21 protein-coding genes are annotated in these 24777 nt (G+C 70.3%); 8 read left to right on the top strand and 13 right to left on the bottom strand.

Annotated features, from left to right (window positions below; genetic code table 11):
- The first annotated feature begins 11 nt into the window (after positions 1-11).
- The 5 genes from AC4BGB_RS12625 to AC4BGB_RS12605 are packed head-to-tail and all read left to right on the top strand — an operon-like array spanning position 12 to position 4773.
- A complete protein-coding gene (locus tag AC4BGB_RS12625; protein WP_490547223.1) occupies positions 12-752 on the top strand; it encodes an SDR family oxidoreductase in 741 nt (246 codons plus the stop codon).
- On the top strand, positions 749-1606 hold the full coding sequence (locus tag AC4BGB_RS12620; protein ID WP_490547222.1) for an NAD(P)-dependent oxidoreductase: 858 nt from the start codon (positions 749-751) through the stop codon (positions 1604-1606). Before AC4BGB_RS12625 ends, AC4BGB_RS12620 begins: the two co-directional genes overlap by 4 nt.
- Positions 1599-1967 (top strand): carboxymuconolactone decarboxylase family protein, encoded by a 369-nt coding sequence (locus tag AC4BGB_RS12615; RefSeq protein ID WP_490547221.1) that lies wholly within the window; start codon positions 1599-1601, stop codon positions 1965-1967. The genes AC4BGB_RS12620 and AC4BGB_RS12615 overlap by 8 nt, the downstream gene beginning before the upstream one ends.
- Positions 1964-3544 (top strand): AMP-binding protein, encoded by a 1581-nt coding sequence (locus AC4BGB_RS12610; protein ID WP_490547220.1) that lies wholly within the window; start codon positions 1964-1966, stop codon positions 3542-3544. Before AC4BGB_RS12615 ends, AC4BGB_RS12610 begins: the two co-directional genes overlap by 4 nt.
- Entirely contained in the window at positions 3541-4773 is a 1233-nt protein-coding gene (locus AC4BGB_RS12605) for a hypothetical protein (protein WP_490547219.1), read from the top strand. Before AC4BGB_RS12610 ends, AC4BGB_RS12605 begins: the two co-directional genes overlap by 4 nt.
- Before the next feature lie 136 nt (positions 4774-4909).
- Here the strand turns inward: AC4BGB_RS12605 and AC4BGB_RS12600 are convergent, their stop codons facing one another.
- Positions 4910-5674, bottom strand: coding sequence for an SDR family oxidoreductase (locus tag AC4BGB_RS12600; RefSeq protein ID WP_490547218.1), 765 nt, complete (start codon positions 5672-5674; stop codon positions 4910-4912).
- 128 nt (positions 5675-5802) lie between these two features.
- Positions 5803-6270 carry a MarR family winged helix-turn-helix transcriptional regulator gene (locus AC4BGB_RS12595; RefSeq protein ID WP_490547217.1) on the bottom strand — a complete coding sequence of 156 codons (468 nt, stop codon included), beginning with the start codon at positions 6268-6270 and terminating at the stop codon, positions 5803-5805.
- Between the two features lie 67 nt (positions 6271-6337).
- On the opposite strand from AC4BGB_RS12595, the gene AC4BGB_RS12590 reads away from it, so the two are divergent.
- Positions 6338-8428: an MMPL family transporter gene (locus AC4BGB_RS12590; protein ID WP_490547216.1), complete on the top strand. Its 2091-nt coding sequence runs from the start codon at positions 6338-6340 to the stop codon at positions 8426-8428.
- A 64-nt stretch (positions 8429-8492) separates the two neighbouring features.
- Here AC4BGB_RS12590 and AC4BGB_RS12585 read toward each other — a convergent pair whose 3' ends face one another.
- The 11 genes from AC4BGB_RS12585 to AC4BGB_RS12535 all read right to left on the bottom strand — a co-directional run bounded on the left by AC4BGB_RS12585 (position 8493) and on the right by AC4BGB_RS12535 (position 21998).
- On the bottom strand, positions 8493-9161 hold the full coding sequence (locus AC4BGB_RS12585) for a histidine phosphatase family protein (protein ID WP_490547215.1): 669 nt from the start codon (positions 9159-9161) through the stop codon (positions 8493-8495).
- A complete protein-coding gene (locus tag AC4BGB_RS12580; protein WP_490547214.1) occupies positions 9161-10228 on the bottom strand; it encodes a phosphotransferase family protein in 1068 nt (355 codons plus the stop codon). Before AC4BGB_RS12580 ends, AC4BGB_RS12585 begins: the two co-directional genes overlap by 1 nt.
- Positions 10225-11106, bottom strand: coding sequence for an SDR family NAD(P)-dependent oxidoreductase (locus AC4BGB_RS12575; RefSeq protein WP_490547213.1), 882 nt, complete (start codon positions 11104-11106; stop codon positions 10225-10227). The genes AC4BGB_RS12580 and AC4BGB_RS12575 overlap by 4 nt, the downstream gene beginning before the upstream one ends.
- Positions 11103-12350 carry an acyl-CoA dehydrogenase family protein gene (locus tag AC4BGB_RS12570; RefSeq protein WP_490547212.1) on the bottom strand — a complete coding sequence of 416 codons (1248 nt, stop codon included), beginning with the start codon at positions 12348-12350 and terminating at the stop codon, positions 11103-11105. The genes AC4BGB_RS12575 and AC4BGB_RS12570 overlap by 4 nt, the downstream gene beginning before the upstream one ends.
- Positions 12351-12378: 28 nt before the next feature.
- The gene (locus AC4BGB_RS12565) at positions 12379-14175 is read right to left on the bottom strand and encodes a DUF4012 domain-containing protein (protein ID WP_490547210.1); all 1797 of its coding nucleotides are present in this window, start codon (positions 14173-14175) and stop codon (positions 12379-12381) included.
- Positions 14176-14181: 6 nt separating this feature from the next.
- Positions 14182-14502 carry an LPXTG cell wall anchor domain-containing protein gene (locus AC4BGB_RS12560; protein ID WP_490547209.1) on the bottom strand — a complete coding sequence of 107 codons (321 nt, stop codon included), beginning with the start codon at positions 14500-14502 and terminating at the stop codon, positions 14182-14184.
- Positions 14503-14650: 148 nt separating this feature from the next.
- A complete protein-coding gene (locus AC4BGB_RS12555; RefSeq protein WP_490547208.1) occupies positions 14651-16189 on the bottom strand; it encodes a hypothetical protein in 1539 nt (512 codons plus the stop codon).
- Complete coding sequence (locus tag AC4BGB_RS12550; protein WP_490547207.1) at positions 16164-16889, bottom strand: ABC transporter ATP-binding protein; 726 nt, start codon at positions 16887-16889, stop codon at positions 16164-16166. The genes AC4BGB_RS12555 and AC4BGB_RS12550 overlap by 26 nt, the downstream gene beginning before the upstream one ends.
- A gap of 155 nt (positions 16890-17044) precedes the next feature.
- Positions 17045-19234: a 3-hydroxyacyl-CoA dehydrogenase NAD-binding domain-containing protein gene (locus AC4BGB_RS12545; RefSeq protein ID WP_490547206.1), complete on the bottom strand. Its 2190-nt coding sequence runs from the start codon at positions 19232-19234 to the stop codon at positions 17045-17047.
- 141 nt (positions 19235-19375) lie between these two features.
- Entirely contained in the window at positions 19376-20590 is a 1215-nt protein-coding gene (locus AC4BGB_RS12540; RefSeq protein WP_490547205.1) for an acetyl-CoA C-acetyltransferase, read from the bottom strand.
- 253 nt (positions 20591-20843) lie between these two features.
- Positions 20844-21998: a CaiB/BaiF CoA transferase family protein gene (locus tag AC4BGB_RS12535; RefSeq protein ID WP_490547204.1), complete on the bottom strand. Its 1155-nt coding sequence runs from the start codon at positions 21996-21998 to the stop codon at positions 20844-20846.
- Between the two features lie 148 nt (positions 21999-22146).
- Here AC4BGB_RS12535 and AC4BGB_RS12530 point away from each other — a divergent pair, with 148 nt between their 5' ends.
- Together AC4BGB_RS12530 and AC4BGB_RS12525 are read left to right on the top strand one after the other, a co-directional pair.
- A complete protein-coding gene (locus AC4BGB_RS12530; protein WP_490547203.1) occupies positions 22147-22713 on the top strand; it encodes a PadR family transcriptional regulator in 567 nt (188 codons plus the stop codon).
- Positions 22710-24752, top strand: a complete 2043-nt coding sequence (locus tag AC4BGB_RS12525; RefSeq protein WP_490547202.1) for an oxidoreductase — start codon at positions 22710-22712, stop codon at positions 24750-24752. Before AC4BGB_RS12530 ends, AC4BGB_RS12525 begins: the two co-directional genes overlap by 4 nt.
- Positions 24753-24777: the final 25 nt, after the last annotated feature.

Below are 24777 nucleotides of genomic sequence, written 5' to 3'. Positions count from 1 at the left end.
GGAGAAGCAAGATGAGGTTCGAGAACAAGGTGGCCATCGTCACCGGGGCCGCGCAGGGGATCGGGGAGGCGTACGCCCGCGGGCTTGCCGCCCAGGGGGCGGCCGTGGTGGTCGCGGACCTGAGCCCGAAGGGCAAGGACGTGGCTGACTCGATCGTCGCCGACGGCGGGCGCGCGATCTTCGTCGAGACCGACGTGTCCTCGCACGAGTCCGCCAAGGCGATGGCCGACCGCGTGGTCGAGGAGCTCGGCGGGATCGACCTGCTGGTCAACAACGCCGCGATCTACGGCGAGATGGCCTTCGACCTGCTGGTCACCGTGGACTGGGACTACTACCGCAAGTTCATGTCGGTGAACATGGACGGCGCCCTGGTGGTGACCCGCGCCGTCTACGGGCACATGCAGGCCCGCGGCGGCGGCGCGATCGTCAACCAGAGCTCCACCGCGGCCTGGCTCTATGCCGGGTTCTACGCGCTGGCCAAGGTCGGCATCAACGGCCTCACCCAGCAGCTCGCCCACGAGCTCGGCGGGATGAACATCCGCGTCAACGCGATCGCCCCCGGGCCGACCGACACCGAGGCCACCCGCAAGCAGGCCGGCGGTGCGAGCAAGGAGCTCGTCAAGTCGATGGCACTCAAGCGGATGGGCACCACCGACGACATGGTCGGCGCCTGCCTGTTCCTGCTCTCCGACGAGGCCTCCTGGATCACCGGCCAGATCGTCAACGTCGACGGCGGACAGGTCTTTCGGTGAGGGGCGTCGGTTTCGTCGGGCTCGGCAACATCGGCAAGCCGATGGCGCTGCGCCTGGCGACCGGCCCCATCCCGCTCTGGGTGTACGACGTTATGCCGGAGCCACTCGCCGAGCTCGAGAAGGCCGGTGCCAACGTGGCCTCCAGCCTCGCGGAGCTGGCCGCCGAGGTGGACCTGGTCTGCGTGATGGTCCGCGACGACGACCAGGTCCGCGAGGTCCTGGCCGAGATCCTGGGCGCCGACCGCCCCGAGGGGACGCTGACCGTCGCGATCCACTCCACGGTCGCCCCCGGAACCCCGGCCGAGCTGGCGAAGGAGGCGGCCCGGCACGGCGTACTCCTCGTGGACGCACCCGTCAGCGGCGGCGCGATGGGCGCGGCCGACGGCACCCTGGCGATCCTGGTCGGCGGCGCCGACGAGGCGTTCGCCGCGTGCGAGGAGACGTTCGCGCTGATCGGCACCCGGGTGGTGCACGCCGGACCGATCGGCGCCGGCACCCAGATGAAGCTGGCCCGCAACCTGCTGCACTTCGTCTCGTTCACCGCCGTCACCGAGGCCCAGCGGCTCGCCGAGGCCGCGGGGCTCGACCTGGTCGCGCTGGGCGAGGTGGTCCGGCACACGGATGCGATCACCGGCGGTCCCGGCGCGATCATGCACCGTCGCACGACGGCCCCGATCGCTGCCGACGACTTCTGGCACGGGGTCTTCGACCACGTCTCGGCGCTCGGAGAGAAGGACCTCGGCTTCGCGATCGAGCTCGCCGACCAGCTCGGGGTCGACGTACCCCTGGCCCAGCACGCCCTCACCCACCTGCGACCCGCTCTCGGACTCACCCCGAAAGGCACCCATGACTGACGAAACGCCCGAGGACCGCCGCAAGCGCGGTCTGGAGAAGATGAGCGAGGTCTACGGCTGGGAGTTCCAGGACGGGCCGGGCGACTTCTTCGGCCTCACCGCCGACCACCTGTTCGCCGACATCTGGAGCCGTCCCGGCCTGGAGACGCGCGACCGCCGGCTGCTGCTGATCGGCATGCTCGCGGCGCAGGGCGCCACCGACGTGCTCGAGATCCAGCTCGGCGCCGCTCAGCGCGCCGGGGAGCTGGACGCGGAGGCACTGCGGGAGAGCGTCGTCTTCCTGGCCCACTACGCCGGCTGGCCCGTGGCCGCGCGGATGAACAGCATCGTCGAGACCGTGATCGGACAGGGGACAAAATGAGCGACACCGTGCAGAAGCTGCTTCGCGCCAGGGCCGAGGACGACTCCCCCGGGATGGTCTTCGAGGACCGGAGCTGGTCGTGGCGCGAGTACGTCGCCGACGCCAGTGCCCGCGCCAACGCACTCGCCGGGCTGATGGACGACGACCGGGTGCGACACGTCGGCGTGCTCCTGGAGAACACCGACGAGATGGCGCTCGCGCTGGCGTCCGGGGCAATGGGCGGCCACGTCACCGCGGGGATCAACCTGACCCGGCGCGGCGAAGGGCTGCGCACCGACGTGCTGCGGGCCGACTGCCAGGTGCTGCTCACCGACGACCAGCACCTGCCGCTGCTCGAGGGGCTCGACCTGTCCGGCGTACGCGTGGTCAACGTCGACGGCGAGGAGTGGCGCTCGCTGGTCGCCGACGGCGCCGGCCCGGTGCGCGACCCGCGCGAGGTCGAGACCATGGACACGTTCATGCTGATCTTCACCAGCGGCACCAGCGGGGCGCCCAAGGCGGTGCAGGTCTCCAACCTGATCACGGTCTTCGCCGGCGCGATGCTGGTGGACAAGTTCGGGCTCACCTCCGAGGACGCGTGCTACCTCTCGATGCCGCTGTTCCACTCCAACGCGGTGCTGTCCGGCTACGCGGTGGCGATCGCCAGCGGCGCCACGATGGTGCTCGCGCGCAAGTTCAGCGCGACGCGGTTCCTGCCCGACGTACGCCGCCACAACGTGACCTACATGAACTACGTCGGCAAGCCGCTCGCCTACCTGCTGGAGACTCCGCCGAAGGACGACGACGCGGACAACCCGCTGAAGTACGCCTTCGGCAACGAGGCCTCCGACCGCGACATCGGCGCCTTCGCGGAGCGGTTCGACTGCCAGGTCTGGGACGGGTTCGGCTCCACCGAGACCGCGGTGATCATCACCCGCGGCGACGACGACCCGCCCGGCTCGATCGGGACGCCGTTCGAGGGCGTCGCGGTCTACGACCGGGAGACCCGCACCGAGTGCCCGCGCGCGGTCTTCGACGAGTTCGGGATGGTGACCAACCTCGACGAGGCGGTCGGGCAGCTGGTGAACACCACCGGCGGCGGCTACTTCGGCGGCTACTACAACGACGAGCAGGCCACCGCGGAGCGCCTCGACGGCGGGATGTTCTGGTCCGGCGACCTCGCCTACCGCGACGAGAACGGCTACGTCTTCCTCGCCGGGCGCACCTCGGACTGGCTGCGCGTGGACGGGGAGAACCTCGCCGCCGGGATGATCGAGCAGGTGCTGATGCGCCACCCCGCGATCAGCCGGGCCGCGGTGTACGCCGTACCCGACCCGCGCGTGGGCGACCAGCTCGTCGCCGCGCTCGTGCTGCTCGACGACCCGCTGCTCGACCCGCCAGAGTTCGAGAAGTTCCTCTCCGAGCAGCAGGACCTCTCCACCAAGGGGTGGCCGCGCTACGTGCGGATCGCCACCGAGCTGCCAAGCACCGCGACCAACAAGGTGCTCAAGCGCGAGCTGGTCAAGCAGGGGCTTGAGTTCTCCGACCCCGTGTGGGAGCGGCAGGAGCGGGGCACGGCGTACTCGGTCTCCTCGTGAGCGCGCCCGTGCCTGGTCGCTTCGCGGACCTGACCCGTGAGGAGCTCGCGGTCCTGGTGCCGGAGCTGCTGCTGATCGGGCAGCTGATCGACCGGTCGGGGATGGCGTGGTGCATCTCCGCGCTGGGCCGCGAGGCGATGGGCGAGATCGCGATCGAGGAGTGGATGGCGGCCTCGCCGATCTACACCCGGCGGATGCAGCGCGCGCTGGACTTCGTCGGCGACGACGTGGTGACCATCTTCAAGGGGCTGCAGCTCGACATCGGGGCGCCGCCGCAGTTCATGGACTTCCGTTACACCGTGGAGGATCCGTGGCACGGGCGCTTCGAGCTCGCGCACTGCGGGGCGCTGATGGACGTGGAGCCGATGGGGCCGGAGTTCGTGCGCACGATGTGCCACGACATCGAGGACCCGACGTTCGACGCGACCGCGGTGGCCACCAACGCAAGGGCGCAGGTGCGGCCGATCCACCGGCCGCCGCGGGCTTCGACCGAGGGGCCGCACTGTGCGTGGACGGTGGTGATCGACGAGTCGCACGAGCCGGTCGCCTTCTCTTCGGGGTGCGTGGCTCTTAATTCGTCGCGGGCGGCCACCCTGCCGCTGGCGCCGATCGACCCGGCCTCGCCCGGGATGCCGTCGTACGCCGGTCCGCTGCTCTCCGACCTCGACTTCGCGGAGTTCTCGCACTCGGCCCTGGCCCGGCTCGCCGACGAGGTCTGCTTGCAGATGCACCTGCTCAACCTCGGCTTCGTCCGGGCGGTGAGCCTGCGGCTGCCTGCTTCGGAGGCGCGGGAGATCTGCGTAAAACAGCTCACCGGGATCGCCGGGGTGGCGGCCGGGCGGATCCATCGGGCGCTCGGGCTCTCCTCTGATCTGGAGGGGGCCCGCCAGGTGCTTTCGCTGCACCCGCTGTTCAACCCGGCTGCCTATGTCTCGCTCTCAGGGGGCGTCGTCGTGGTCTCGCCCGCCCACGAGGACGGCGGCTGGATCACGCTGGTCGGTGCGCTCTCCGACGGCTCCGTCGAGCTGCGCCCGCTCCAGGCGCTGGTCCGGGCGGTTGACCCGTCGTACGACGTGGTGGTGACTGGCTCGCCGTCCGAGTGGTCCCTGGAGGTCATCGGTGGCGAGACTCCGGCCCGGGAAGCCGGCGAGGTCGCGGTCACGAAGTTCAGCACCGGCGCGACCTTCGCGTTCGAACCCCGGATGAGCCTCCCGATCACCCCCGCCTGATCCGCCGAGGCCCCGCCGACACGTCACAACTGAAAGGCCAGGATGCGCCGAGACGTCACATCTGAAAGAGAAGACTTTTCAGATGTGACGTCTCGGCGGGGTTTGAGCTTTCAGTTGCGACGTGTCGGCGGGTCGGTCACATGAGGCGCTTGAGCACCGGGAGCGGGGCGTGCTTCATCACGACGCTCAGCGGGCTCCAGGGCAGGGGCGGGACGCAGGCGGAGTCCTTCTCCTTCTCGATCGCGTCGACCATGGCGCGTACGCCGACCTCGGTGCTCACCATGCCGCGGACCTTCGCCGGGTCGACCTGGTCGTTCATCTCCGAGGAGATGTAGCCCGGGTAGAGCACGGTCACCTTGATCGGCTTGCCGTACAGCTCGTTGCGCAGTCCCTCGGCGATGTGGGCCGCGCCGGCCTTCGTCGCGGCGTACGTCGTCATGGACTTCGGCATGCCGCGCATCGCCGACATCGAGCTGATCATCACGAAGTGGCCGGCGTTCTGCTCGCGGAAGATCTCCATCGCCGCCTCGGACTGCGCGAGCGCCGCGACGAAGTTGGTCATCGCGGTCTCCTTGTTGGCGTCGTACCGGCCGGTGCCCAGCGGAGCGCCCTTGCCGAGACCGGCGTTGATGATCACCCGGTCGATGGTGCCGAAGTCGGTCTTGAACGCGCGGAACACCTCGAAGACCTGGTCGTCGTCGTTGACGTCGAGCGTGCGGATCTCCACCCGGCGGTCCGGGTGAGCGGCGGAGATCTCCGCCTTCAGCAGCTCCAGCTTCTCGACCCGGCGCGCACACAGGGCCAGGTCGTGTCCCAGGGCTGCCAGCTGCCGCGCCATCTCCGCCCCCAGCCCGCTGCTCGCGCCGGTGATCAGGACCGTCTTGCGCTTTGGTTCAGCCATGCAGGCATCCTGCCAACCCCTGGTCCTCGCCGTCCCTATGGGGCCACCGTTTCGGATAGTCCGAGACGTTTCCGTCGTGCGAACGGACAATTCGGAGCGGAATCGTCTCGGACTACCCGGGCGTCGAGTCAGAGCACCGCGCGCAGGGCCCGGATCGCGCCGGCCAGGAACCGGTCCACGGCCTCACGCTCCTCGTCGGAGAGGGAGGCGTCGAGTACGGCGAGCTCACGGAACATCGGCATCAGGTGGCTGACGACCTCCATCCGGCCGCTCTGGCTCAGCGTGACCGACGTACGCCGCCCGTCGCTGGCGTGCGAGGCGCGCTGCGCGTGCCCACGTGCCTCGAGGCGGTCGATGATCCCGGACGCCGCCGCGGAGCTCACGCCGAGCAGGCGGGCCAGCTGGCCCGGACCGAGCGGCTCGTCGATGAGGAGCTCGAGGGCGCGCAGCTCGTTGTGCGTCAGGGAGGCGCGACGGGCCACGTTCGGCGCCACCTGCGCGGACAGAGTGGTCAGCTGGTGCAGCGCCTTGAGGGTCGAGCTCTGCTCGACCTGTGCGGGCGCGCCGGAACCGTTGGACCCCGTCGGGTACTCCATGCTAGGTTCTGTCACTAGATTGCTCACTTAGTTACTAATCAAGTTAACGGTCTCAGGAGTGTAACCCATGTCGAAGCTTCGACGGCTGATCGTCGGCCGCGCCAGCGCCCTCGTCAGCATCCTCCTGCTCGGCTTCGGCATCATGATGATCGTGGGCGTCGGGTCGCTCGACAACGCCACCGCCGTCGACGACCAGCTCCCCCGCGGCTACGACAGCACCCGCGCGGCCCAGTTGCGCGACCAGTTGCCGGAGGAGGACGGCTCCACCGCGGTGGTGCTGTTCACCCAGACCAAGGGCGGCGACTCCCCGCTCGACCAGCAGCAGCTCGGCGAGCTGGCCAAGCTGATCTCCGACCTCGACATCAAGAAGGTCTCCGGCCCCGAGGGACCGCCGCTGCTGCCCAGCGAGGACAAGGCAGCGGCGATCAGCATCGTGTCCATCGACGCCAAGGGCGGCAACCAGCTCTCCACCCCGGTCGAGAAGCTCCGCAAGACACTCGACGACGAGGCACCCAAGGGCATCCGGGCCGAGGTCACCGGTCCCGCCGCGGTCCAGTCCGACCTCTCCGCGGTCTTCGACGGAGCGAACTTCCGCCTGCTCACCGCTACCGCGTCCGTGGTGGCGCTGCTGCTGGTGATCACCTACCGCAGCCCGGTGCTGTGGCTGATCCCCCTGACCGTGGTGGGCATCGCCGACCAGGTGGCCTCGGTCTTCGCCACCCGGGTCCTGACCTGGCTCGACATCCCCTTCGACGGCTCGGTCACCGGCATCCTCTCGGTGCTGGTCTTCGGCGCCGGGACGAACTACGCCCTGTTGCTGATATCCCGCTACCGCGACGAGCTCGGCACCCATGAGGACCGCTACGAGGCGATGCGGCTGGCCCTGCGGCGTACGGCGGAACCCGTGCTCGCCAGCGCCACCACGGTCGTGGTCGGCGTACTCACCCTCGCCCTCTCGCTGACCCCGAACACCCGCGGCCTCGGCATCGCCTGCGCCGTCGGCATCCTGACCGCCCTCACCTTCGCGCTCGTCGCGCTCCCGGCGACCCTCGTCCTCTTCGGCCGCTGGGTGTTCTGGCCCAAGGCCCCGCGCGTGGGATCCAAGTCCCTGGCCGAGGGCCGCACGTTCTGGCGCCGGGTCGGCGACGCGGTGGCCTCCCGCCCCGCCGTCTTCGCCTCCGGCACGCTCGCCGTGATCGCCGTGCTCTCCCTCGGGCTGGTCGACACCAAGATCGGGCTGCCCGAGGCCGAGCAGTTCTTGCAGAAGCCCGAGGCGATCAGCGCCGCGGAGCGGCTCTCGGACTACTTCCCCGCCGGCAGCTCGGACCCCACCGTCGTGATGACCGACTCGCCCAAGGAGGCCAACGCCGCGCTGCAGGACCTCAACGGCGTCGCCAGCTCCCGCCAGGGCGCGGAGGGCAACGGCTACACCGAGCTCAACGTGGTGCTCGAGGACCCGGCCGACAGCGCTGCCGCCCGGGCGACCGTGGAACGGATGCGCGACGCCCTCGCCGAGGTCGACGGAAAGAGCTATGTCGGAGGTACGGCGGGTGAGAGCCTCGACCTCGCCGACGCCTCCGCGCGTGACCGATGGCTGATCTTCCCGATCGTGCTGGGCCTGGTGCTCGGGGCACTGCTGCTGCTCCTGCGCTCGATCGTTGCCCCCGTCCTGCTGGTGCTGACCGTGCTCGCGACCTACGTCGCCGCGCTGGGCGCAGGGTGGTGGATCTTCAAGTACGTCTTCGACTTCAGTGCGCTCGACCAGGCGACCCCGCTGTACTCGTTCCTGTTCCTCGTGGCCCTCGGCGTGGACTACAACATCTTCCTGGTCACCAGAGCCTGGGAGGAGACACCGGGGCACGGCTCCCGGGAGGGCATGCTCCGGGCGCTCGCCGCGACCGGTGGCGTGATCACCAGCGCCGGCATCCTGCTCGCCGCGGTGTTCGCGGTGCTCGGCGTGCTCCCGCTGGTCGTGCTCGCCCAGGTCGGCGTGGTGATCTGCATCGGCGTACTCCTGGACACCCTGCTGGTCCGCACCGTCCTCGTCCCCGCGCTCGCGCTGATCCTCGGTGACAAGTTCTGGTGGCCCCGGAAGATCCCCGCGGCGAACCAGCCGGAGCGGCGTACCAGCGAGTCGGCGCCCGCCCCGGCGGGATAGTCCGAGACGTTTCCGTTCCCGATCGACCAGTTTGACGACGGGACTGTCTCGGACTACCCGATTCTCAGCGGTAGGTCAGGACCTCGGGTACGCCGTCGAGGTGACCGTGCTCGTTGAAGCTGACCATCGTGGTGCCGCGGCGGCCGGTGACCAGGCGGGTGAGGCCTGAGTTCACGCAGACGGGGTTCAGCCGGCGCCACAGCTGGCGGGCCATCGTGGGGTCGGCGGACAGCAGCGCGGCGGTGGCCCAGGCGATCGGTCCCCCGCTGCTGAACACCAGCGCGGTGCCGGACCCGACCTGTTCCGCCGTACGCCGCAACGCCGCATCGACCCGACCGGAGAAGTCGGTGAACGACTCGGTGTAGTCGTGGTCGTACTCCCCACCGGTCCAGCGGTCGGTGGCCGCCTCGAACCACTCCTGGAACTCCGCCTTCGTCGGCGAGCGTCCCTCGAAGGGGGCCTTCAGCTTGCCCAGCATGGAGACGTGGTCGAACTCGTCCCAGTCGGGGTCAACCGCGGTCTCCACCGAGGCGGAGAGCTCACCGAGGCAGGCCTGCGCGGTCTCCCGGTGCCGGCGCATCCCGCCCACGATCGCGACGTCAGGGACGATCCCGCGCGCGGCCAGGGACTTGCCCAGCAACCGTGCCTGCTCCCAGCCGGTCTCCGAGAGCACGTCGTAGTCGTCGGATCCCCAGGACGCCTGGCCGTGCCGCACGAGCAGCAGCTGACCCACTACTGCGAGCCGCCGATGATCGCGTTGCAGCGCTGCTCGAGGTGGTTGGCCGCCGGACCGAAGACCGCATAGGCCTCATTGGTGGTCTGCTTGTGGAAGTAGCGGTAGTAGATCTGCTGGGCGATCACCCCGAGCCGGAACAGCCCGTAGACCTCGTAGAAGCGCCACTGCTCGGGCGTCAGGGAGTAGCCCGTGCGCTCGCAGTAGTAGTCCACCACCTCGGCCCGCGACAGCATCCCGGGCAGGTTGCTGGGCTGCCGCCGGAACATCCGGAAGAACTCCTCGTCGTCGTCCTGGACCCAGTAGGCCAGGGTCCCGCCGAGGTCCATCAACGGGTCGCCGACGGTGGCCATCTCCCAGTCGAGGACCCCCACCGGGCGGGTGGGGTCGTCGCGGTCGAGCACGAGGTTGTCGAAGCGGAAGTCGTTGTGGATCAGGCAGCTGGCGACGTCCTTGGGCTGGTGCTCGTCGAGCCAGGCCATCACGGTCTCGTAGTCGCCGATGTCCTCGGTGTGGGCGTCGCGGAAGCGCCGCGACCACCCGGAGATCTGCCGCTCGACGTACCCCTCCCCCTTGTTCATCGCCGCCAGCGGCGTGGAGTCGACGTCGATGCCGTGCAGGTCGATCAGCACGTCGAGGGCGTTGGTGCACAAGGTCCGCGCCTGCTTCTCGTCGAGCTCGACGCCGGGCGGGAAGTCGCGTCGCGGGATGATCCCGTCGACGCGCTGCATCACGTAGAACTGCGCGCCGATCACCGACTCGTCCTCGCACAGCGCCACCATCTTCGGCACCAGCGGGAAGACGCCGGCGAGCCCGTCCTGGATCCGGAACTCGCGCTCCATGTCGTGGGCGCCCTTGGCCTTCTGCCCGCTCGGCGGCCGCCGCAGGATCAGGTCGTGCGACCCGTCCCGCAGCGAATAGGTCAGGTTGGAGGCTCCGCCGCCGAACTGCCGCACCTCGACGTCGGGCCCCAGCTCGGTGCCCTGCTCGGCCAGCCACGCGCGGACCGCGTCCACGTCGAAGCTGTCCTCTTCGCGCACATCATCTGCGCCCTCGATCTGGCTCACGTCACTTCTCCACCCATCGCGTTGAGTCGCTTGGCCTGCTTGCGCATCACCTGGTCGTACGCCGCCCGGTCGGTCCGCTTCAGCTCGTAGGCCGAGCGGGCCGCCTCGTCGGGGATGATCAGCTCCTCGCCGCGCTCCATCCCGTCGAGCACCGCCGCGGCGATGTCGTCGGGACCCAGCGGGGCCTTCGAGACGAGCCCACCGATCATCTGGCCGACGGCGGTGTCGGCGCCCTGCATGTTCTCGATCAGCCGCGTCCTGAAGTACGACGGGCACACCACCGAGCAGCGGACGCCGTACTCCGCGAGCTCGTGGCCGGTCGTCTCGCTGAGCGCCACCACGGCTGCCTTCACCGCGTTGTAGGAGCCCATCCCGGCCGGGTGCACCAGACCGGCGAGCGAGGCGACGTTGACGATGTGGCCCGCGCCCTGCCGCTTGAACATCGGCGTGAACGTACGGGTCCCGCGGACGACCCCGAACAGGTTGATCTCGGTGATCCACTGCCACTCGTCCATCGTGGCGACGTCGAGGCGGCCGCCCCCGGCCACACCGGCGTTGTTCACCAGCACGTCGAGACCGCCCCAGTGCTCCTCGACCCAGGCGAGCGCCGCGGCCCAGTCCTCGTCGGAGCGCACGTCGAGGCGGACGTAGTCGGGTCTCGGCTGTTCGCTCGCTGGCGCTCGCTGCTCGACCACCGAAGGGGCATCGCTCGCTGGCGCTCGCTGCTCGACCACCGAAGAAGCGTCGCTCGCTGCTCGACCACCTAGAGGGTCCGGCTCGTTCAGGTCCCCCACCAGCACGTCATCGCCGCGCGCCAGGAACGCAGCCGCGAGCGACTGACCCAGTCCGGAGGAACCTCCGGTGACGAGGACCCTCACTGGTGCTTCGCGATCTCGAGCCGGGCGACGACGCCGCGGTGCACCTCGTCGGGGCCGTCGGCCAGGCGCAGCGCCCGCGCGTTGGTCCACATCGCCGAGAGCGGGACGTCGTTGGACAGCCCGCCGCCGCCGTGCAGCTGGATCGCCATGTCGATGACCTGCTGGGCGACGTTGGGCACGATCACCTTGATCTGGCTGACCTCGCTGGCGGCGTTCAGCGGGCCGCCGACGTCGAGCTTCCAGGCGGCGTTGAGCACCAGCAGCCGGGCCTGGTCGATCGCGATCCGGGCATCCGCGATCCGCTCCCGGTTGCCGCCGAGGTTGACCAGCGGCTTGCCGAAGGCGGAGCGGGACAGCCCGCGCTTGATCGCCAGCTCGAGCGCCATCTCGGCCTGTCCGATCAGCCGCATGCAGTGGTGCACCCGGCCCGGCCCGAGGCGCCCCTGGGCGATCTCGAACGCCCGGCCCTCGCCGAGCAGGATGTTGTCCTTGGGCACGCGGACGTCGTCGAAGCTGACCTCACCGTGGCCCACGGGCTCGTCGTAGATGTTCATGGTGGACAGCAGCCGCTCCACCTTGACCCCGGGGGTGTCCCGCGGGACGAGCACCATCGTGTGCCGGTGGTGACGGTCCGCCTCGGGGTCCGAGAGCCCCATGAAGATGAAGATCTTGCAGTCCGGGTGACCCACGCCGGTCGACCACCACTTGCTGCCGTTGATCACGACCTCGTCGCCGTCCACGACGGCGGTGGCCTCCATGTTGGTGGCGTCGGAGGAGGCGACCCCGGGCTCGGTCATCGTGAACGCGGACCGGATCTGGCCGTCCAGCAGCGGCTCGAGCCACTCGGACTTCTGCGCGTCGGTGCCGTACTTGAGCAGCACCTCCATGTTGCCGGTGTCCGGCGCGTTGCAGTTGAAGACGTACGGCGCCAGGAACGTCGCCCGGCCCATCTGCTCGGCCAGCGGGGCGTAGTCGGTGTTCGAGAGACCCTCACCGCCGTGGGTGCCGTACTTCTCGGCGTAGTGGCCGGTGTGCTCCACGGGCAGGAACAGGTTCCACAGCCCCTGCGCACGCGCCTTGGCCCGCAGCTCCCCCATGATCGGGGACTCCGCCCAGGTCCCGCCAGCGGCTGCCTCGCTCACCTGCCGGTGGTACTCCTCGGTGACCGGCTCGATCTCGTCGGTGACGAACGCGGAGACCAGCTCGATGAGTTCTGCGGCACGCGGTGAGGGGGCGAAGTCCATGTTCAGGACCATACCCACCAATGGGGGTTCAGATGCAGGCGCTCTTGGCGCCGAATGCGTTGATCGTCCGGCGCATTCCGGGCGTCCACTCCAGGACGGGGTTGCCTGCCTGGCCCGGCCGGGTCTGCAGCTCGACCAGCACCTCGGACTTCTTGCCCGGCGGGATCTGGAGACGAACGGTCCACACCTCGCGGCCGTGGTGCTTGCCGGGATCGACCTCCGCCGCGCGTCCGTCGACGCTGATCGCGGTGAGCTTCCCGCCCAGCGGGGCGTAGATCCGCAGGAAGAGGCTGTTGGTCCCCTTCGGCGCCACCGTCCCGGTCCCGGCGATGTAGTCGGAGAGCTGGGAGACCGGCTGCGGCACCGAGGAGGTCAGCTGCATCCTGGCCACCAGTCGCTGGCTGCGGTCGGGGGCGCAGCTCACGGCCTCGAGCTGGCCGCCGTAGTCGAGGAAGTAGTTGATCTTCGCGACCGAGTAGTCGTTGAGGTACATCCCGACCTGGGGGTCCGGCCCGGTGTCGATCGGCAGCCGGCCCGAGACGTTGCCCCGCTCGAGGACCCGCTGCTCGGCCTGGTGCCGGCTCCACACCAGGAACCGGCGGTCCTGGGCCGCGGCGGAGACCCCCCGGACGAGGGACGGTACGTCGCCACGGCCGTTGATCAGCGCGTCGAAGATCGACCCGCTGGCGGCGGCGAAGTACGCGTTCTGGGTCTCGGGGTCAGGCAGCCGCTTGTAGGCCTCGTGGAGCACCTTGGCCACCACGTTGCCGGCGGTGAACTTCTCGCCACCCACCTCGATCGGGCCGGTGACCTCCAGGATCTGGGAGAGCGCGATCGGGTCCACCGAGATGACCCCGTCCACCTTGATCCCACGTTCGCGGGAGACCATCGCGCTGATCAGCTCGGCGGCCCGGGGGAAGTCCGGGGTCTGGTTCGTCTGGCGGATGTCGAGGCCGAGGTCGGGGCCGTAGAGGTCCCGCTCGTCGCCGATGACCGGCAGCACCGGCTTGGTCAGGATCGGGAAGTCCGCCGCCGAGCCACGGAAGCCCTGGTGCAGCTTCCCGTCGCGGGCGCTGATGATCGACAGCGCCCCCGGCAGGCCTCCGGTGGCACGCAGCTCGGCGGTGTTCTGGGCCACGAGCACGTAGTTGCGGGCCCCGTCGCCGCCGAGCATCGCCGGCAGCACCCCGGCCACGGAGGCCGCCGACCCCATCGCCCGGTCCAGGTCGGCCATCCGCAGCCGCAGCTCGGTGGCCGGTCCACGCAGGGGCGAGACCAGCCGTCGCGGCTCCAGGGAGGCCAGCCGGCGGTTCTCGGTCGCGATGCGGTCCGCGGCCCCGGTCAGGGCCGGGGTGACCCGGCGTACCTCGGCGAGGTCGACGCGACCGTCCCGCTGCTGGAAGGTGCCCTTCTGGGCGTCGGCCACGACCTCGAGGGCGGCCGGGAGCGAGTCACCGGCGATGCCGTCGAGGGCCGAGGCGATCAGCTGCACGGCCTCGACGTTGCCTCCGACGAGGGGGAGCGCGGAGGCGAGGTCCCACAGCGGGTTGGCCGAGGAGCGGCGCGCGGTCTCGGCGCTCTCCCGCAGGCCGCGCAGGGAACGACGGGCACTGTCGAGGTCGCCGGCAGTGAGCTCGGTCTGCGCCCGGGTCGCCTGGGCCTTCGCCTCCCGCAGGGCGAGAGTCGTGCGCGCCGCCTGGAACGCGAACACGACCACCGTCACGCCCAGGAGGGCGAGGCAGACGAGGGCCGCTACCCGCTTGCGGTTCGGGCGCGACGAAGGGCCCGGGGCGCGCTCGTCCCGGGCCTCGACGTCTTCAGCCAAAGGTTGTCAGCTGGTCTGGCGGCGACGGGCAACCACCACGGCTGCACCACCGGCGGCGAGCAGCAGGACGCCACCCGCGAGGACCGTGCCGTCGGGACCACCGGTGCTGGGCAGAGCGCCGGCGACCGAGGAGTCGACAGTGCTCGTCGCGGCGGGCGGCGAGACCTGGGTGTTGAACTTGGGGGGCGAGACCACGGTGGGAGGCGTCACTGCACCCGGCGGCTTGGGGCCAGCGACGTAGGTGTCGGCATTGGCCGTCCCGACGAGGCCGAACGTGGTCAAGCCGGTCACGAGGGCGATGGATCCGCCAGCGATGATCTTGTTCATGGTTCCCCCATAGATAGAGACTTGATCGCTCAAGTCCCGGAAGGATGGCACAACCACCGCTGATCAGGCCCCTTTCATCTCGGCTGCCGACACGTCTGGTCTACATGTGTTGAACGTCACGGTAGGTAAATCAGGACAAGTCGTGGTATTAGCCCCCGGAGACGACGGACACCACCCGCGACCGCACCACCGGATCCTGCCACTGCTGGGCGGAGCGCTCCAGCCGCCACCCGGACCAGGTCACCATCAGCACCGCGACGGCCAGCGCGTAGCGGACGTCGTCGAGCTCCGCGAGGCCGGAGAAGATCAGCCCGGTCACCGTCGTCACCAGGGCCAGCCTGGTGCTGTACCCCGCCATCACCACCGGTGGTGCGGGCGTGGCACGGGCGCTGCGCAGATCGACCGCGAACGGCCGGGCGATGCTCCATCGCATCCCGGCGCCCACCACCTGGGCGGAGACCACGGCGGTGGCGCAGAGCAGGGCGGTCACCTCCCCCGCCGTCGGGCGTCCGGCTCGCAGCGAGGCCAGCACCACCGTGACCGCCGCCGAGCACAGCAGCACCTCGAGCATCACCACGGCCTTGGCGTAGAAGACGGTCCGCGGACCGATCGGCAGGCTGTCGCGCCACAGCGCCCCCTTGCCGTCCAGGCACCACGTGTTCACCCCGAAGAGCAGCGCGGCACCGGAGGCCACCAACCCGGGAAGGATCGTCAGCATCTGCCACTCGAGGTCGCCGGCGAGCGCGACCGCACCGGGCATCAGCGCCAGCACCATCAGCCCGCGGCGCAACGGCACCGAGCGCCACACCGCGGCCCGGTCGATGCGCAGCGTCATCGCGAAGTCCGAACCGGGCAGCCGTCGGGCCGGATGCCGGCCGGACTCCAGGCGCAGCTCCTCGCGCATGGGGCGGTGCAGCGCCCAGCGTGCGGGCAGCGCGCCCAGCACCACGGCCACGAGACCCAGGACCAGCAGCGGGAGCACCCCCGCCCACCACGCGGTCCACCGGGCGGCGTGCCCGTCCAGGACGAGCTCGAGGATCCGCCGGGTCGGGCTGCGGTCGAGCAGGGACGTGACCCGGCCGGTGACCACGAGGGCGCCTGCGGACAGGGCGAGCACCAGCACGAACGCGCGGAAGAGCGCGATCCCGTGCCGGCCGCGGCGTACGCCCTCGGCCAGCCAGCCCACGACCTGGGCCAGCGCGGTCGCCGCGAGGATCCACAGCACCACCGGCAGCAGGTAGGCCCACCACCGTTCCGGGCCCAGGGCGTAGGAGGTCATCCCGAGCAGCGCCCAGGCCTGGGCGATCCAGGCGATGTTCAGCGGCGCGAGCAGGAGGGCGCCGAGGTGGTCGGTGGTGGCCGAGACCGGGAAGGCCACCGCCTGGTCGCGGGGGATGATCTCGCGGCCGCCGGCCGAGGCGACCGCGGTGATGGCGGCCAGGACGAGGAATCCCAGGGACAGCGAGGGCAGGACCGCCAGGATCTGGCCGCTGCGCTCGCGGGGGGTCTCGCCGCCGAGGTAGGCAGGGACCAGCACCACCAGGACGGTGAGCAGCGCGACGAGCCCGCCGGCCAACCGCATCCGCTGACGTCCGGTTCGCGAGAGCCCGGAGCGCCGGAACGCCAGGACCGCGGCGAGGTCCTCGCGGCTGGTGCGCAGCTCAGTCCAGGAGAGCGCGGTAGACACCGGCGCCCTCCTCACCGACGAGCTCCGCGGCGCTCAGCGCGGCGACGGTCGACCCGCCTCGCAGGACGAGCGCGTTCTCGCAGGCCTCCATCGCGAGGTCGCGCAGGTGCGTCGAGACGAGTACGGCGGCGCCCCGGGCCCGCGCGTCGGCGATCACCTCGAGGGTGGCCTCCACCCCCAGCGGGTCGACGCCGTCGAACGGCTCGTCGAGCAGGAGGACGGAGGGTTCGTGGAAGGTGGCCAGGATGACCGAGAGCCGCCGGCCCATGCCGTGGCTGAACCCCGAGGTGACCCGGTGGGCCGCGTCGCCGAGCTCGAAGCGCTCGAGGAGGTCGTGGGCGCGGGCCTCCCAGCCCTCGAGCCGGCGCAGGCGCGCGGCGAGCTGGAGGTGCTCCCACGGGGTCGCCCGCGGAACCAGGCCGCCGACGTCGGGGCAGTAGCCGGTACGCCGCTTCACCGCCAGCGGGTCCCGGCCGACGTCGATCCCGTCGACCTCGACGCGGCCCTCGGTGGGTGGGATCACCCCGGCCAGCACGCGCATGGTGGTGGACTTGCCGGCGCCGTTGCGTCCCAGCAGCGCGGTCGCCCGGCCCGCCTCGGCGCTCAGGTCGATCCCGCGTACGGCGGCCACGGCGCCGAACCGGACCCACAGGCCCTCGATCTCGACCCGCGCCTGCCCGGTGTGCCTGGCCTCGTCCACCCGCCCAGTCTCGCCGACCGGAGCGGGTGATGTGTCCGAAATGCCCAACTGGGGAGCCTCGATCCGCTGTGCGCGGACCGGGACTCCCCAGTCGGATGGTTCGTGAGGCCCTGAAGATCAGGGCCCGGGATCAGGCGGGTGGATCAGGCCTGGGATCAGGCGGGGAAGGACTCGCCCTTCTCCGCCATCTCCTTGAGCCGCTCGGTGGGAGCGAAGCGCTCGCCGTACTTCGCGGCCAGCTCCTCGGCCCGGGCGACGAAGCCCTTCAGGCCGCGGCCGGTCTTGCCGTCGTACCCCTGCATGAACTGCACGGTGCCGCCGGTCAGGGCCGGGTAGCCGATGCCCATGATCGAGCCGATGTTGGCCGCGGCCGCCGACTCGATGACGCCCTCCTCGAAGCACTTCGCGGTCTCGAGCGCCTCGATGAACAGGTAGCGGTCCTTGAGGTCCTCGATGTCGGCCGGCTCGTCGTTGGACGGGAACAGCTCCTTGAGGCCCGGCCACAGCGACCCGCGACGACCGTTCTCGTCGTAGTCGTAGAAGCCCTTGCCGCGCAGGCGGCCCGGACGCTCCTTCTCGATCATCGTGGAGATGACCGAGGTGGCGGGGTGGTCGGGCAGCTCGATGCCGTCGCGGGCAGCGGCCTCGACGGTGGCCTTCTGGATCTTGGCCATCAGCTCGAGGTTGAGCTCGTCGGAGAGCTGCAGCGTCCCGACCGGGTAGCCGGCCTGGGTCGCGGCGCGCTCCACCGACATCGGGTGGACGCCCTCTCCGAGCATCGCGAGACCCTCGTTGACCATCGTGCCGATGACGCGGCTGGTGTAGAAGCCACGGCTGTCGTTGACCACGATCGGGGTCTTGCGGATCGCCATCACCACGTCGAGCGCCTTGGCGACCGCCTCGTCGGTGGTCTTGGCGCCGCGGATGATCTCCACCAGCGGCATCTTGTCGACCGGCGAGAAGAAGTGCAGGCCGATGAAGTCGTCGGGACGGTTGACGCCCTCGGCGAGCTCGGTGATCGGGAGCGTGGAGGTGTTCGAGCAGAGCAGGGCGTCGGGGTTGACGACGTCCTGGATCTCGCCGAAGACCTTGGCCTTGAGCGACGGGTCCTCGAAGACGGCCTCGATCACGAGGTCGCAGCCCTTGAAGTCGTTGGCCTCGGTGGTCGCGGTGATCCGGCCGAGGATCTCGGCCTTCTTCGCCTCGTCCATCTTGCCGCGCTGCACGGCCTTGTCCAGGATCTTCTCGCTGTAGGCCTTGCCTTTGTCGGCGGCCTCCTGCTTGACGTCCTTGAGCACGACCTCCATGCCGGCGCGGGCACAGGAGTAGGCGATGCCGGCTCCCATCATCCCGGCGCCGAGCACGCCGACCTTGGTGGGCGTGTACTTCGCGACGCCCTCGGGACGCAGCGAGCCGCCGTTGATCGCGGAGAGGTCGAAGAAGAACGCCTGGATCATGTTCTTGCTGTTCGACCCGGTGATCAGCTCGGCGAGGTAGCGCGACTCGATCCGGCTGGCGGTGTCGAAGTCGACCTGGGCGCCCTCGATCGCGGCGGACATGATCGCGCGGGTGGCCGGGTAGTTCGCGCCCTTGGTCTGCTTGCGCAGCATCGCCGGGAACGCCGGGAGGAACGCCGCCAGCTTGGGGCTGGAGGGGGTGCCACCGGGGATCTTGAAGCCGTCGCGGTCCCAGGGGTTGGTGGCGGCCTCGGCGTTGTCCTTGTTCGCCTCGATCCACTTCTTCGCGGCGGGGACGAGGTCCTCACGGCTCTCGACGAGCTCGTCGACGAGGCCCTTCTCCTTGGCCTGGGCCGGCTTGAAGGTCGGCCCCTGGAGCAGGACGTCCATCAGCGCCGACTGGATGCCGAGCATCCGGACGGTGCGGGTGACGCCGCCACCACCGGGGAGCAGACCGAGGGTGACCTCGGGCAGGCCCAGGGAGACCTTGGGGTCGTCGACCACGATGCGGCGGTGGCAGGCGAGCGCGATCTCGAGCCCGCCACCGAGGGCTGCACCGTTGATCGCGGCCACGACGGGCTTGCCGAGCAGCTCGAGGCGACGCAGGTCGGCCTTGATCGTCTGGCCCATCTCGAAGATCGCCTGGCCGTCTTCGGGGGTGGCCTTCAGCATGTTCTTCAGGTTGCCGCCGGCGAAGAAGGTCTTCTTCGCCGAGGTGATCACCACGCCGGCGATGTCGTCCTTCTCGGCGTACAGCTTGTCGACCGCGTTGCGCATCGACTCGGTGTACAGGTCGTTCATCGTGTTGGCGCTGGAGGTGGGGTCGTCGAGGGTGAGTACGACGATGCCGTCCTCACCCTTGTCGTACTTGACTGCGGATTCCGTCATTTTTCTTCCTTCAAGTCTTTGGGTTGCGTTGGCACTTCGGCTGACCCCGTAGGTCGGGTCACCGGGTCTCGACACGCTCTTGGAGAGCTCGCAAGCTCGCTCTCCGACGCTGCTCGACCACCATCAGCTGGTCTGACGGAGTCAGACCAGCTCAACGATCGTGGCGATGCCCATGCCGCCACCGACGCACAGCGTGGCGAGGCCGCGCTTGAGCTCACGACGCTCGAGCTCGTCGATCAGCGTGCCGAGGATCATCGCGCCGGTGGCACCCAGCGGGTGACCCATCGCGATCGAGCCGCCGTTGACGTTGGTGATCTCGGAGTCGATGCCCATGTCGCGCATGAACCGCATGGCGACGGCGGCGAACGCCTCGTTGATCTCGAAGAGGTCGATGTCCTCGACCTGGAGGCCGGCCTTGGCCAACGCCTTGCGGGCAGCCGGGGCGGGACCGGTGAGCATGATCGTCGGGTCGGCACCGGACACGGCGGTGGCGATGATCCGCGCCCGCGGGGTCAGGCCGAGGTCCTGGCCGACCTGCTCGTTGCCGATCAGGGTCAGCGCGGCGCCGTCGACGATGCCGGAGCTGTTGCCGGCGTGGTGGACGTGGTCGATCTTCTCGATCCAGTGGTACTTCTCCAGCGCGACCGAGTCGAACCCGGCCTGGTCACCGATGCCGGCGAAGGACGGCTTGAGGCGCGCGAGGCCCTCGACGGTCGACTCGGGCTTGATGAACTCGTCGTGGTCGAGCACCACGATTCCGTTGCGGTCCCGGACGGGGACGACCGAGTTGGCGAAGCGGCCGTCGGCCCACGCCTTGGCGGCACGGTGGTTCGACTCCACGGCGAAGGTGTCGACCTCCTCACGCGACCAGCCCTCGATGGTGGCGATCAGGTCGGCACCGATGCCCTGGGGCACGAAGTCGGTGCTGAACGCGGTGGCCGGGTCCATCGCCCACGCGCCACCGTCACTGCCCATGGCCACGCGGCTCATCGACTCGACGCCACCGGCGATGATCAGGTCCTCGAAGCCGCCGCGCACACGGGAGGCGGCCTGGTTCACCGCCTCGAGGCCGGAGGCGCAGAAGCGGTTCAGCTGTACGCCGGCAACGGTGTCCGGGAGGCCGGCCGCGAGAGCGGCGGTCTTGGCGATGTCGCCGCCCTGGTCACCCACGGGCGAGACGACCCCGAGGACGACGTCGTCGATCCGGTTGACGTCGAGGGAGGGGTTCCGCTCCTGGACCGCGTCCAGCAGCCCCACCACCAGGTCGACCGGCTTCACCTCGTGGAGGCTGCCGTTCTTCTTTCCCTTGCCACGGGGCGTGCGCAGCGCGTCGTACACGAACGCTTCTGTTGCCATGAATGTGTTTCCCAACTTCTCGGTCGAGTCCAGGACTCGGCGGGCGGACTCACGCGGGCGCGGCGAGGCGCGGCGATGAGGTACTTCATTGTGACAGTAACGCTGTCATCGTCAATCCGGGGTTGCTGTGGGCGAGATCACCCGGTGTCCGTTTGGCAGCCCGCAGCCGGATAGTCCGAGACAGAACCGTCGTCAATTCGGACATTCGACGACGGTTACGTCTCGGACTACCCCGAAAACCCGGAGAACACCCCTAGGCCTGGACCGCGGCCCCGCGTTCGATCAGCCCGTCCACGTCGGCCACGCCCCAGGCGGTGAGGGCGTCGCGGGTGTTGATGCCGGCCTTGACCGGGGGCGGGGTGGACAGGGTGGCCGTCGTACGGGAGAAGCGGGGGGCGGGCTGCGGCTGGCGGATGCCCTCGTGCTCGACGAAGACCTCACGGGCGGCCATGTGCGGGTGGTCCATCGCCTCCGAGAGCGGGAGGATCGGCGCCACGCAGGCGTCGGTGCCCTCGAAGACCTCGGACCACTCGGCCTGGGTGCGAGTGGCGAACGTGGTCGCGATCCGCTCGCGGAGCTGGGGGGTCTGCTCGAAGTCGAAGCGGTCCGGGGCGTCCTCGATGCCGAGCAGCTTCACGAACACGTCGTAGAACTGCGGCTCCAGCGGGCCCACCGACATGTGCCGGCCGTCGGAGGTCTCGTAGAGGTCGTAGAACGGCATCCCGCCGTCGAGCAGGTTGACCCCGCGCTCCTCGCGCAGGTTGCCGCCCGCGAGCATCCCCGAGGACATCGCGTTCAGGCTCGCGGTGCCGTCGACGATCGCCGCGTCGACCACCTGGCCCTTCCCCGAGATGCGCGCCTCCAGCAGGGCTGCGAGCACCCCGATCACGAGGTACGTCGAGCCGCCGCCGAAGTCACCGACGAGGTTGGCGGGGAAATGTGGCTTCGCGGGGTCCTGGCCCATGCCGAACAGGGCGCCGGTGATCGCGATGTAGTTCATGTCGTGGCCGGCGGCCTTCGCCAGCGGCCCGGTCTGGCCCCATCCGGTCATCCGCCCGTAGACCAGTCGCGGGTTGCGGGCGTGGCACTCCTCGGGCCCGAGGCCCAGGCGCTCGGTGGTGCCGGGACGCATTCCCTCGATGAGTACGTCGGCCTCGGCGACCAGGTCGAGCACGGTCGCGATCGCCTCGGGGTCCTTGAGGTTCAGCGCCACGCTGGGCCGGCCGCGGTTGAGCAGGTCGTTCGCGCCGCCGGTGAGCGCCTGCCCCCCGGGACGCTCCACCCGGATCACGTCCGCGCCGAGGTCGGCCAGGATCATGCAGGCGTGCGGGCTGGGCCCGATGCCGGCGATCTCCACGACCTTGATCCCCTTGAGCGGACCGCTTCCCTGACCGAGTTCGTAAGTCATGCCGGTGATTGTGACAGCAGATCTGTCATCGTGCCCCCCGGCTCGCTCGTAACGCGAGTCGGGACGCCCCGCAGGCACCACTGGACAGTGACGCTCACCACCTGTGCAACTAGTTGCACAACGCCTCGGCGAGCACCAGACTCCTCGCATGGCACTCGAGCACGCGCTGCTGGTCTCCCTGAGCGAACGTCCCGGCACCGGGATCGAGCTGACCCGGCGCTTCGACCGGTCGATCGGGTTCTTCTGGCGGGCCACCCACCAGCAGATCTACAAGGTGCTGCGGCGGATGGAGTCCGAGGGCTGGCTCGACGTGGAGGCAGGCGAGTCGCGGCGCACCGAGCGCCGCTACAGCGTGACCCCGGCGGGCCGGCAGGTGCTCTCCGCCTGGATCGAGACGCCCGCCCAGCCGATGGTGATGCGCTCCGAGATCGCGGTGAAGATGCGCGGGGCGGCGTACGGCGACCGCGCCGAGTTGCTCGACCAGGTGCGCGACCTGCTCGCCGAGCACCGGACCCGGCAGGCCCACTTCGAGCAGCTCGAGCGGACCCAGTTCCCCGACCCGGGCGTCCTGACCGGCCAGCGCCTCGACACCTGGCTGGTGCTGCGCGGCGGCATCAAGCAGGAGCAGTTCTGGATCGAGTGGCTCACCGAGTACCTCCAGTCCTGGAGCCCCGCGACCAGTGCGGCCGGCGCGGCGAGCGGCGGTGCGGCATGAGCGAGTACCCCCACCTGCTGGCCCCGATCACCATCGGCGACCTCACCCTGCGCAACCGCAGCGTGATGGGCTCGATGCACACCGGGCTCGAGGACGCCGCGTGGGACGCCCCCAAGCTCGCGGCGTACTTCGCCGAGCGAGCCCGAGGCGCTGTCGGCCTGATCATCACCGGCGGCTACGCCCCCGGCAAGCGCGGCTGGCTCAAGCCGTTCGCCAGCGAGCTGACCACCCGGCTCCAGTCCGAGCGGCACAAGCAGGTCACCGGCGCGGTGCACGACGAGGGCGGCGCGATCGCCCTGCAGGTGCTGCACGCCGGTCGCTACGGCTACACCCCGTTCTCGCAGTCGGCGAGCGACAAGAAGTCGCCGATCACGCCGTTCGCGCCGAGCGCGATGTCGACCAAGCAGGTGGACCGGGTCGCCTCGTCGTTCGCCCGGACGGCCGCGCTCGCCCAGCGGGCGGGCTACGACGCCGTCGAGGTGATGGGCTCCGAGGGCTACCTGATCAACCAGTTCCTCGCCGCCCGCACCAACGACCGCGAGGACGCCTGGGGCGGTACGCCGACCCGGCGGATGCGGTTCGCCGTCGAGGTCGTCCGGCGTACCCGCGAGGCGGTCGGCGACGGCTTCCCGATCGTCTACCGGAGCTCGCTGCTCGACCTCGTCGAGGGCGGGCAGACCTGGGACGAGGTGGTCGAGCTCGCGCTGCTCCTGGAGCAGGCCGGCGCGACCGTGCTCAACACCGGCATCGGCTGGCACGAGGCCCGCGTCCCGACGATCATCACCCAGGTCCCGCGCGGGGCCTGGGCGTGGACGACCAGGCGGCTGCGCCAGGAGGTGGGCATCCCGGTGTGCGCCTCCAACCGGATCAACACCCCCGAGCTCGCCGACCAGCTGATCGCCGACGGCACCGCCGACCTGGTCTCGATGGCCCGCCCGCTGCTGGCCGACCCCGAGTTCGTGAACAAGGCGGCCGCCGGTCGCGCCGACGAGATCAACACCTGCATCGCCTGCAACCAGGCCTGCCTGGACCACGCGTTCGCGAACAAGCGCGCCAGCTGCCTGGTGAACCCACGCGCCTGCCGGGAGACCGAGCTGGTGCTGCTGCCGTTGGTTTCGACAGGCTCAACCACCGGTGGGGGCTCGGCCCCCGCGCGCAGGGTCGCGGTGGTGGGTGCCGGTCCCGCGGGGCTGAGCGCTGCCACGGCGTACGCCGAGCGTGGGTTCGCGGTCACGCTGTTCGAGAAGGGCACCGAGCTCGGGGGGCAGTTCCGGCTGGCGATGCAGATCCCGGGCAAGGAGGAGTTCGCGGAGACGCTGCGCTACTACGCGCGCCGGCTCGAGGTGCTCGGCGTGGACGTCCGGCTGGGCGTGGCCGCGGGACTGGCCGAGCTGGAGGGGTTCGAGGAGGTCGTGGTCGCCACCGGCGTCGAGCCCCGGATGCCGGCGATCCCCGGCATCGAGCGGGCGCTGTCCTACGCCGAGGTGCTGGACGGCTCCGCGACCCCGGGCCGCCGGGTCGCGGTGATCGGCGCCGGAGGCATCGGCGTCGACGTCGCGCACTTCCTGACCCACACGCCCGCCCCGGACGGCGAGGAGCTCGACGAGTGGCTGGCGCACTGGGGCGTGGGCGACCCCAGCCTGTTCCCCGCCGGCCTCACCGAGCGCAAGCCACGCACCCCTGCCCGCGAGGTGCACCTCGTGCAGCGCAAGACCTCGATGATCGGCAAGGACCTCGGCAAGACGTCGGGCTGGGCCCACCGCGCGGTGCTCAAGCAGTCCGGGGTCGTGCAGGTCACCGGGGCGGCGTACGACCTGATCGACGAGGCGGGCCTGCACCTCACCGTCGACGGGCAGTCCCGGCTGATCGAGGCGGACGACGTCGTCGTCTGCGCCGGGCAGGACTCGGTGCGCGGCCTCTACGACGAGCTCGTGGCGGCCGGCCGCCAGGTCCAGCTGATCGGTGGCGCCGACGTGGCCGCCGAGCTCGACGCCAAGCGCGCGATCGAGCAGGGCGTGCGGGTGGCGGCCGGGGCCTGAGGCCCCGCCCAGAGCTCAGTGCCCA

Source organism: Nocardioides sp. Z30_9 (assembly GCF_058215735.1).
The sequence above is the reverse complement of the archived record's forward strand: the minus strand, read 5'-3'. Positions and strand labels throughout refer to the sequence as shown.